Below are 9374 nucleotides of genomic sequence, written 5' to 3'. Positions count from 1 at the left end.
ATGCCTCGTTATCTCAAACGCACGGGCAAAAACCTGTATGTCGACGGATTGCACCTGCTCTCTCTCTGCGAAAGACTGACGAAGGATGCCGTACTGCCGGGCGCCCCCGCGGGCGGTGGGACGCCAGCGGCCCCATACACCATGGCCACTGCCGGTGCCTGGGTCGCACGCTGGCGCCAGTCGACGCGAGAGGGCATGGTCTATTACAAGATGGCAGGCCGGCTCGTAAGCAAGAACCACAAGGTGTACATGGGGGATGTGGGGCCTGCTTACCTGCAGTCCACAAGCATTTTGGAGAGCTCGCTCAAGGCGTTTCGATCAAGATATGGCAGATTGCCCAAGCTCAATCTGAACTACCGTTATGCAATCACTGCAATCTCGGTAATCAAGGCTTCGCTCGGGCTCAGCCATGCGGCGTGGCAGAACTTGCGGATCGAAAAGACGGGCACGCCTCCTGCGAACTGGACCGCGTCCGTCCTGAGCGCACACCTGGTAGACATGGCGAAAGTCTCGGGTGCTGCGTCGAACGATCCCAACGACTACATCGACGAGAAGGACAGGTTGCTGCTCCAGGAATGGGCTGCCAAGAACGCGATCCACGACCCTCAATATCAGTTGCTGGCACAACGAGTGGTGGACCCCGGCCTCATCTACGCCAAGAGTGCCGAAAGCGTCTATGGGGGCACTCGGCCGGCCCCCTGGAATGAAATACGCCACTCCCCTTTGCTTGCCAAAGCGGTCCGCTCGCTCATGAAGGGAGAGTCTCCGTCGCTGACAACCGGCACAGGCGGATACGACAAGGACTACGCACGCAAGCAATTGCTGCTGCCGGTGATGACCATGGCCATCTTCCACGCGGAGCCGGCAAGAAATCCGCGAGCATGGCCGATCAACCTGATGATCCTTGACCTTGCAGAGGCCAGCACGGCGCGTTTCACGTGGGACGCGATCCTGTGGCATCCGTTGGCGATTCCGCAAGCGGCCACGACGGGCGCGGGCCGTGCTCTGGCCACGCCTATGAACGGTCCGCGGGGACAGCACGCTCGCGCAGTGCCAATCGTGGGGCGTCAGCCAACGGCACAGGAGAAGATTGAACATGCACTCGCCGAGCGCGCCATCGTGCCTATTACTAACACGCTGAAGCTGCATCTCGTTGGCGGACTGATTCCGGCGGGCCCAACCGACGGTGGACGAATAGGCGGACGACCGCTCTGGTCGCAGAACAAGTTTGCCGCGACCCAGCCTTTCGACTTCATCCATCAGAAGGAAATCGATGTGTTGTTGCCGTGGTTGCTGAGATTTCCCGAAATCGCGACCCATTGGGGCATTCATGACCCGACGGCACCGGACGCCACCATCGTCCAGCCAGCGGATGTGCTGCGACGCCAGGTTGCAGGTGATCCCGCAACGACCACAGGCTTGATCAACATCGCGGCCCGCTTGCAGACCCGGATCGGCACCCTGGACTACATGCAGCCCTAGTCGGCCCGTCCGGATACCGGCACGGCAGTACCTGTCGATGCTCAAGCCGCTGCGCGACGACCTGCGCCAGATGATCGACACCAGCAGCGGCCAACGGCCCATTTTTCTACCAGATCCCTGCCGATCATCGGGGCTTCCAATTTCCGGCCCCACCATGTCCCAGCCTCCCAAAGCCACCTACTTCGACGACCTGCATGCCCCGCAGGTGTTCGCGGACGAAGTCTCGGGCTACTGGGTCAATGCGGGCTGCGTCCACATCACACTGGATGCCAGCCGCGTCGACCACAGTTCCGACCGTTGCTCCGTCAACCGCGCCGCGGTGCTGCGGCTCACGCTGCCGATCCCCATCGCGCAGGTGCTGGCCGTCAGCCTCTACGACTTTCTGAAGCAGCGCGAACTCGCCCCGGCACCGGGCAGCGGGCACTGAGGGAAGAAGAGAAGAACCTCGGCGGGCCGTGGGGCCGGCGTCCCAGATTCCTACGAAATCGACCGCGAAGATGAGAGCCATTCTTATCTACACAGCGAGTCAACGTTGAACCCGAGACGCCAGAACGCCGCCGACGCCAGCCCTTCACTCACGTCCTTCCGGCGAGCCGCCCTGCTGGTGCTGTGGGCCGCCGCACATGGCGGCCGGGCCCATGCGCAGGATGCACAGGCCACCCAGTCCGGCGAAAGCGCCGCGCTGCCGACGGTGACCGTCACCGCCGACGCGCAGGACGACACACCGCAGCACCTGGGCGCCAAGGCCGGCGGCGGCGCACTCGGCAGCCGCTCGCAACTGGAGACCCCCTTCTCTACCACCGTGGTGCGCAGCGAGGACATCGCCGAGCGCCAGGTGTCCAAGCTGGGCGACGTGTTCGCTCTCGACGCCTCGGTCTCCGACAACAGCGGGGCCTACAGCAGCTGGGCCACCTACATCTCGGTGCGCGGCCTGCCGCTGGACTGGCAGAACGGCTACCGCATCAACGGCCAGCCCTTCCTGAGCTACGCCATCACACTGCCCTACGAGCAGTTCGAGCAGATCGAACTGCTCAAGGGCTCGTCGGGATTCATGTACGGCTTCGGCTCGCCGGGCGGCATCGTCAACTACGTGACCAGGAAGCCGACCGACCAGCCCGTGCGCAGCATCGAGGTCGGCTACAAGACCGCCGGCGTGTGGAGCGAACATGTCGACCTGGGCGGGCGCTTCGGCACCGACGACCGCTTCGGCTACCGGCTCAACGCCACGCACGAGGAAGGCAAGACCTACAACGACGGCAACGTGCGCCGCAATTCGGTGTCGCTCGGCCTCGACGCAAAGCTCACCGACAAGCTCACCTGGACCTTCGACTCGATCTACCAGAAGCGCCTGACCACCGGCCAGACTCCGTCGATCTACCTGGGCGGCTACACCGGCACAAGCCTGCCCGCGACCATCGGCGCGAACAACGCCAACCTCGTGGGCGCGGGGCAGCACCTCTCCACCGACTTCAACCTCTACTCGACCGGCCTGCAGTACCGGCTGTCGCCCGACTGGACCTTGAGCACCAGCTACAGCCACAGCAGCGCCACGCGCAGCCGCAACGAAGGCATCGCCTACCTGCAGGATGCGAGCGGCAACTATGACGACTACCGCTCCGACAGTGCCGAGGGCCATCGCTTCAACCAGTGGCAGGCCATGGCCACCGGCAAGCTGCGCACAGGCGGCTTCGAACACCAGGTAACGCTGGGCGCGTCGTGGCAGAAGCAGGTCAACTACTACAGCAGCAACGCCGTCTACCAGCTGATCGGCACCGGCAGCATCTTCCGCCAGGACACCAACGGCTACAGCAGCGTCACCGGCTTCACGCCCTACCGCAACAGCGACATCACGCAGCGCGCGCTGTTCGCGAGCGACACGCTGAAGCTGTCGGACAAGTGGTCGGTGCTCGCCGGCCTGCGCAGCACCACTTACGAGCAGAACGGCTACGACACCACGGGCGCGCAGACCTCGACCTACCGCAAGAGCGGCGTCGTCACGCCCACGCTGGCGCTGATGTTCAAGCCCGCGCCCGACACCACGCTCTACGGCAGCTATGTCGAGTCGCTGGAGCCGGGCAGCACGGTGAGCAGCATGTACGCCAACGGCGGCCAACTGCTCGATCCGCTGAAGAGCCGCCAGTACGAACTGGGCCTGAAGACCGAGCGCGACCGCTGGAGCGCCACGGCTGCGCTGTTCCGCATCGAGCGCGGCGCGGAATACGCCAACAGCGCCGACGTGCTGGTGCGGGACGGCCTGTCGGTCTACCAGGGCGTGGAGTTCGGCGCCTCCACGCGGCTGGGCTCGCAGTGGCAGCTCGGCGGCAGCCTGATGCTGCTCGACGCCTCCTATCGGCGCGGCAGCAGCTACAACGGCAACCGCGTCGCGGGCGCGCCGAAGATGATCGCCACCGCGCAGGTGGGGTACGACGTGGCGCAGGTACCGGGCCTCAAGCTGTCGGCCGACATGAAGTACACGGGCGGCACCATGCTCGATGCGTCGAACCAGCTCAGCCTGCCGGGCTACACCATCGCCAACATCGGCGCGAGCTACACCACGCGCATAGCCGGTCGCAACACCACCTTCCGCGCGGCGATCAACAACGTGACGAACCGGCGCTACTGGGAGTTCCAGTACGACAACTACATCAAGCCCGGCGACCCGCGCACCTTCAGCCTGAGCGCCAAGCTCGATTTCTAGGCACATCGCATGAACCTCCTCCTCCAACGAATGGCTCTGGCAACCGGTGCGCTGTGCATCGGCGTGGCCTGCGGCGCGGCGCACGCGGCATCGCAGGCACGCGTGGTGTCCAGGACCTGGCTTCCCGGCGGCAAGTACGCACTGGTCTACGAGTTCGAGGGGGCCGAGTACATGGCGGTCACGGCGGACCCGCCCGGCGCGTGGATCACCGTGGCGCAGCCGGAGCACGAGCCCGAGCCGGAGCCCGTTGCGCGAGCACCGGCGCTGCCGGCGCCCGAAGTCGCGCGCGCCCAGGCCTTTCCCGAGTCGTCGAGCTATGTCGGCGGCTTCTTCATCGACCCGCTCGCCGCCGCGCTGCGCGCCACCGGACTGGGCCTGCTGCTGAACGGCGACTGGCCGCACGGGCCGCCCCGCTTCAACCGCTGAAGCAGCGAGCACCCGATGCGCCCGATGCGCCCGCCGTCCAATTTTTCTCCCGTTTTGAAGCTCAACATGGCAGCCATGAACAGCCCATGGCATCGCGACACACACGGCGCCTCGCAAGCGCTCCGATTCGGCGGCCCGCTGCCCGCGGCAGCCGCGAACGGCCAACCACAAAGGCGCTCGATGCAAGCTCGATGGAACAGGAAGCCTTCCGCGCGCACCGCTCGCCAGGGCTGGCACGGGAGCGCATGGATGCCGCGGCTGGCGGGCCTGCTGGCGTTCGGCGCACTCGTCGCCGGCATGCTGGTGGCCGGCAGCGAAACCTGCACCGCGCAAGAGACCGACGAGGCGGGCAACTACGCCCGGTCGACCCTCGCGCCCATCATGGAATCGGGGACAAGCACGGCGTCCGCGCGCAAGCATGCCGGCACCTGCAGGCATGCGCGCAAGGCGGGCCACCTCGCGCATCCGAAGCCGGCGCTCTGAGCATCTCGCGCATGCTCCGGCCTGTGCCCTTCTTCAGTGCGTTGCTCGTGGAAGCCGACCCCGCAGTCGCCCGGCGCATGCTGCGCATCCTCGGCGCGATCGCGCCGGGCCGGCATGCGCCGCACGCGTCCACGCCGGAGGAAGCCAACTACCTGCTGGCAGCCTTCTCGTTCGAGCTGGTGTTCGTCGACATGCAGCTTCATCCGCAGGGCGAGGGCGCACGGCTGATCGCGCGGATACGTGCGGCACAACCTCGCGCCCAGGTCGTCGCGATGTCGGACATGGACAACCGGGACCTGGTGCGCCGCGCTTTCGCCGCGGGCGCGACGGGCTATCTGCTGAGCGATGCGCAAGACGCGGAGATCGCTTGTGCGCTGCGCGCGCTGGAAAGCGGTGGCGTGGCGCTGGACCCGCGCGTGGCGCGCCGCGTGCTCGACATGCTGGCCGTGTCGATGCGGCGCGGTGCCGGTGCCCGTCCCGATGCAGCGGAACCTCCGCGCAGGCTGAGGCCGCGCGAGCTGCAGCTCCTGCGCCTGATTGCCGACGGACTGAGCAACAGGCAGATCGCCGACGCGCTGGAGGTGTCGATCCACACCGTGGAGTTCCACGCGCGCAACGCGTATCGCAAGCTAGAGGTCAAGTCCCGGACCCAGGCAATCCTCGAAGCGTCGCGCCACGGTCTTCTGGGCTGAGGCGCTGCTGCTGCAGCGCCGTGAATGTGAGGGAGGCAAGTTGCCTGGCGTCCCACACCAGGAACATCACCATCAGCGCCGCGTCGCCCACGGCCAGCGCGACAAGGGTGCGCCAGTCCAGAAGCCAGTCGAGGAAGGTCATGGATCGATAGAGGTGGTGAATGCGAGGCCTCCAGCTTGCGGCCGGCGCATTGCCCACGGATTTCAGCGTATTGCGGCTTCTTTGCCGCGCAAGCCGGACGGCGAGGGCTCAGGCCCCGGGCGCGCGCATGACGGCGGGCACGAACATGTAGCCCTCGTTGCGCACGGTGCGGATCAGGTCGGCACGCGCTTCGCCGGAGGCGAGCTTGCGGCGCAGGCGGCTGATCTGCACGTCGATCGCGCGGTCGTACGAATCGCTTTCCGCGCCCAGGGCGTACTGCACCAGCTGGTCGCGCGTGAGCACGCGGCGCGGATGCTCCACCAGCGCGCGAAGCAGGCGGAACTCGCCGTCGGACAGGTCCACGGGCTGGTCCTTCGGGTCGTGCAGCAGGCGGGTTTCGAGGTCGATGCGCCAGCCTGCGAAGTACAGCAGCGTGGCGGGTGCATCGTCCGCCGCGTGCTGCACGGGCGCAGCCGCCTGGCCGGGAGAAGACTTGGCCGCGCGCCGCAGCACGGTACGGATGCGCGCCAGCAGCTCGCGCGGGTTGCAGGGCTTGGCCAGGTAGTCTTCGGCGCCGATCTCCAGGCCCACGATGCGGTCGATGTCGGTGCCCACGGCCGACAGCATGATGACCGGCGGCCCGCCGATGCGCTGCAGCTCGCGCAGCGCGCTCAGGCCGTCTTCGCCGGGCATCATCACGTCGAGCACGATGAGCGCGTAGTCGGCCTGTGCAAGGCGTTCGCGCATCTCCGCCGGATGGCCGGCCCCGTCGACCTGGAAGCCATGCTTTTCCAGGAAGGACGCCACCAGGCTGCGGATGCCGGCGTCGTCGTCGACGATGAGGATGCGGGTGGACAGGTTCACGTTACGGCGGATCGGGTAGCGGATCATAGGCCGGGCGACACGCCGGTCCGAAGCCCGCGTACGTTGAAATGAATTGAAATACGCCGAAATCCGGCCGCAACATGCACTGCCCAGACTCGCCACTGAAAGCCGGGAGCAAAAGATGGACAAGCAGATACCGAGCCACAGCGGCGTGACATCGCTTGCCGTCCGTGCCAGCATCGCTCCATGAACTCCCAAGGTACCGCGCGCCGCTGGCCGGGTCCGCCGCTGGCCCTTCAGATCACCGGCCTGCTGCTCGCAGGCCTGGTGGTGGCGCAGATCGTGACGCTGGCACTCACCGTGCTGCTGCCGCCCGAGCCACAGCGCCAGTGGGAGCTGGGCGACATCGCGCGCGTGCTCTCGGGCCGTACCGCCGAAGGCCGCAATGCAAGCCTGCTGCAGCGCTCGCTGCAGGCAGGCGCGCCCGAGCCCAAGGGCCAGGGCTGGCTCACATCCGAACGCTCGCGCCGCGACCTCGCGCAACTGCTGGAACGCGACGAGAGCGAGGTGCGGCTCTACTTCTTCACGCCGCTGCCCTTTGCCGGCACGACCGGGCCGGTGGCCGATTCAGGCAAGGCGTCGCAGCAAGGCATCCGCCAGGCATCGGCCGTGCCCACCGGCAGTGGCTTCCTGCGGGTACAGATGAGCGGCCCTGGTGGCATGTCGCGAATGCCTTCGGGCCCGGCAGGAGGACCGGCATTCCCCGCGAGCCCGGGTAACCCGGGGAGCCCGGGGAGCCCGGGCGGCATGGGCGGCTGGAACGGAAGCATCGGCACCAGCCGGGACCCGGGAACCAACCAGGGCGGGTTTCCGCAGCAACAGCAACAACAGCAGTCGCAGCCCCAGCAGATACCAGGCAATGCGATCGGCGGCACCAGCGCAACGGCTCCGGACACCGGACCGGCCAGCCAGCGCCTTCTCGCTCCCGCGGCCGGGAGTTCTCCAGGCGACATCACGACAGCAGCACCCCCGAGCGCCGCAGTCGCAGCGCCGCCCGCCGTCCCGGCTGCGCCGAATACCCTGGCCGCGCCGCGCATCACCACCACGGCACCGGACGCGCAGCCGCCCTCCGCGCCCTCGATGCCCTCCACGCCCCCGACAGCCAACGCTCCCGCGTTGCCCGCCGCGCCCCGGCTCTCACTCCCCGCGGCGCCGGTCCAGCCCGCCCCTCCCGCCTTTCATTCGGCACCTTTGGCTCCAACCATTCCGTTCGCCATCGAAAGCCCCCCGGCACGCCTGGCCCCGACAACAACGACCGAAGCGCCCGCGGCCCCTGCCGCACGCACACCCGCCACGCCATCGCAGCCCACCGCGCGTGCACCGGCATCCGAGGCTCCGGCCACGGCAGCGACACCGCCGCGCGCAGCCACGGAATCAACACGTCCGCCGCCCAGCGCCAGCACGCCGGAGGCAAAGCCATCCGTCGAGACCACCGCCGACGTCGAACGCCCCGCCACACGCGGCCTCTTCGGCCTCGCGCCTGCGCCGTTTGTCGAAGGCGACTTCATCGCCGCCGTCTACACGCGCGAAGGCAGCTGGGTGGTGGTGCAGCCGGTGCCCGAATCCTTTCCGAATGCGTGGCAGCGCCGCGTGCTGCTGTGGTTCCTGATCGCCTCCGCCATCGTCGCGCCGGCGGGCTGGCTGTTCTCTCGCCGGCTGGTGCGGCCGATTGCCGGCTTTGCGCGTGCCGCCGACCAACTGGGGCGCGACCCGGCCGCCCCCGTGCTGGCCCTCGAAGGCCCCGCCGAGATCGGCCGCGCGGCGCAGGCCTTCAACCGCATGCAGGCGCGGCTGCGCAGCTTCGTCGACGACCGCACGGTGATGATCGGCGCCATCAGCCACGACCTGCGCACACCGCTCACGCGGCTGCGCTTCCGCATCGAGGACGTGCCCGACGAAGTGCGCGCCGGCATGCTGGAAGACGTCGAGGAAATGGAGCTGATGATCGGGTCGGTGCTCAGCTTCATCCGCGACGCCTCGGTGGTCAGCGCACGCGAGCGCATGGACTTCTCGAGCCTGGTCGAAGACGTGGTCGAGCAGGCCGTGTTCGTCGGCAAGGACGTGCTGCTGCTGCAGCGCACCGAGCACGCGCAGGTGGAGGTCGACGTGATCGGCATGCGCCGCGTGCTCGACAACCTCATCGAGAACGCCGTCAAGTACGGCAATCAGGCACGCGTGCGCCTGTTCATCGACGGCCCCGACGTGGTGGTGGAGATCAGCGACCGCGGACCGGGCCTGCCGCCCGATGAGCTGGAGCGCGTCTTCAAGCCCTTCTATCGCACGCCGCAGGCCCGCTCCTCTCGCGCCGCGGGCAGCGGCCTGGGCCTCGCCGTATGCCGGTCGATCGCGCGCGCGCACGGCGGCGACGTGGTGCTGAAGTCGGGCTCGCACGGGCTGCTGGCGCATGTCCGTGTGCCGCTGGCGCTGGAAGCGGAAGCCAAGCCTGCTGCGCTGCAGGCGACGGCCGCGCACTGACACCGCGCCCGGGAACCGCCACACGTCAAACCTGGGCGTGGCGCAAGACGACGGTCTCGCGACAGGCATATCCATTCCGATACGCATCGTC

Annotated in this window: 9 protein-coding genes; 7 read left to right on the top strand and 2 right to left on the bottom strand. The window is 67.8% G+C overall.

Features of this window, described 5'->3' with window-relative positions; genetic code table 11:
* From ACWV14_RS09430 to ACWV14_RS09405, 6 genes are all read left to right on the top strand, one after another.
* Complete coding sequence (locus tag ACWV14_RS09430) at positions 1-1482, top strand: hypothetical protein (RefSeq protein ID WP_454907208.1); 1482 nt, start codon at positions 1-3, stop codon at positions 1480-1482.
* Between the two features lie 154 nt (positions 1483-1636).
* Positions 1637-1909, top strand: coding sequence for a hypothetical protein (locus ACWV14_RS09425; RefSeq protein ID WP_454907210.1), 273 nt, complete (start codon positions 1637-1639; stop codon positions 1907-1909).
* Between the two features lie 171 nt (positions 1910-2080).
* Positions 2081-4180: a TonB-dependent siderophore receptor gene (locus ACWV14_RS09420; protein WP_454907839.1), complete on the top strand. Its 2100-nt coding sequence runs from the start codon at positions 2081-2083 to the stop codon at positions 4178-4180.
* A gap of 9 nt (positions 4181-4189) precedes the next feature.
* Positions 4190-4606, top strand: coding sequence for a hypothetical protein (locus tag ACWV14_RS09415; protein ID WP_454907212.1), 417 nt, complete (start codon positions 4190-4192; stop codon positions 4604-4606).
* Between the two features lie 180 nt (positions 4607-4786).
* Positions 4787-5089 (top strand): hypothetical protein, encoded by a 303-nt coding sequence (locus ACWV14_RS09410; RefSeq protein ID WP_454907214.1) that lies wholly within the window; start codon positions 4787-4789, stop codon positions 5087-5089.
* An 11-nt stretch (positions 5090-5100) separates the two neighbouring features.
* Positions 5101-5781 carry a LuxR C-terminal-related transcriptional regulator gene (locus tag ACWV14_RS09405; RefSeq protein WP_454907216.1) on the top strand — a complete coding sequence of 227 codons (681 nt, stop codon included), beginning with the start codon at positions 5101-5103 and terminating at the stop codon, positions 5779-5781.
* Here ACWV14_RS09405 and ACWV14_RS09400 read toward each other — a convergent pair.
* Both ACWV14_RS09400 and ACWV14_RS09395 read right to left on the bottom strand, forming a co-directional pair.
* Positions 5726-5923 (bottom strand): hypothetical protein, encoded by a 198-nt coding sequence (locus ACWV14_RS09400; RefSeq protein ID WP_454907218.1) that lies wholly within the window; start codon positions 5921-5923, stop codon positions 5726-5728. The two genes, ACWV14_RS09405 and ACWV14_RS09400, sit on opposite strands and share 56 nt — an antisense overlap.
* Positions 5924-6031: 108 nt before the next feature.
* Positions 6032-6787 carry a response regulator gene (locus tag ACWV14_RS09395; RefSeq protein WP_454907219.1) on the bottom strand — a complete coding sequence of 252 codons (756 nt, stop codon included), beginning with the start codon at positions 6785-6787 and terminating at the stop codon, positions 6032-6034.
* A 207-nt stretch (positions 6788-6994) separates the two neighbouring features.
* On the opposite strand from ACWV14_RS09395, the gene ACWV14_RS09390 reads away from it, so the two are divergent.
* Complete coding sequence (locus ACWV14_RS09390; protein ID WP_454907220.1) at positions 6995-9283, top strand: ATP-binding protein; 2289 nt, start codon at positions 6995-6997, stop codon at positions 9281-9283.
* Positions 9284-9374: the final 91 nt, after the last annotated feature.

The sequence above is a fragment of the Variovorax durovernensis genome (genome assembly GCF_977011995.1).
Note: the sequence above shows the minus strand (reverse complement) of the source record. Positions and strands in the feature narration are given on the sequence as shown.

Coding starts and splice junctions, on each gene's coding strand:
- ACWV14_RS09415 (WP_454907212.1), top strand. CDS start 4,190: ATGAACCTCCTCCTCCAACGAATGGCTCTGGCAACCGGTGCGCTGTGC.
- ACWV14_RS09390 (WP_454907220.1), top strand. CDS start 6,995: ATGAACTCCCAAGGTACCGCGCGCCGCTGGCCGGGTCCGCCGCTGGCC.
- ACWV14_RS09405 (WP_454907216.1), top strand. CDS start 5,101: ATGCTCCGGCCTGTGCCCTTCTTCAGTGCGTTGCTCGTGGAAGCCGAC.
- ACWV14_RS09400 (WP_454907218.1), bottom strand. CDS start 5,923: ATGACCTTCCTCGACTGGCTTCTGGACTGGCGCACCCTTGTCGCGCTG.
- ACWV14_RS09430 (WP_454907208.1), top strand. CDS start 1: ATGCCTCGTTATCTCAAACGCACGGGCAAAAACCTGTATGTCGACGGA.
- ACWV14_RS09410 (WP_454907214.1), top strand. CDS start 4,787: ATGCAAGCTCGATGGAACAGGAAGCCTTCCGCGCGCACCGCTCGCCAG.
- ACWV14_RS09425 (WP_454907210.1), top strand. CDS start 1,637: ATGTCCCAGCCTCCCAAAGCCACCTACTTCGACGACCTGCATGCCCCG.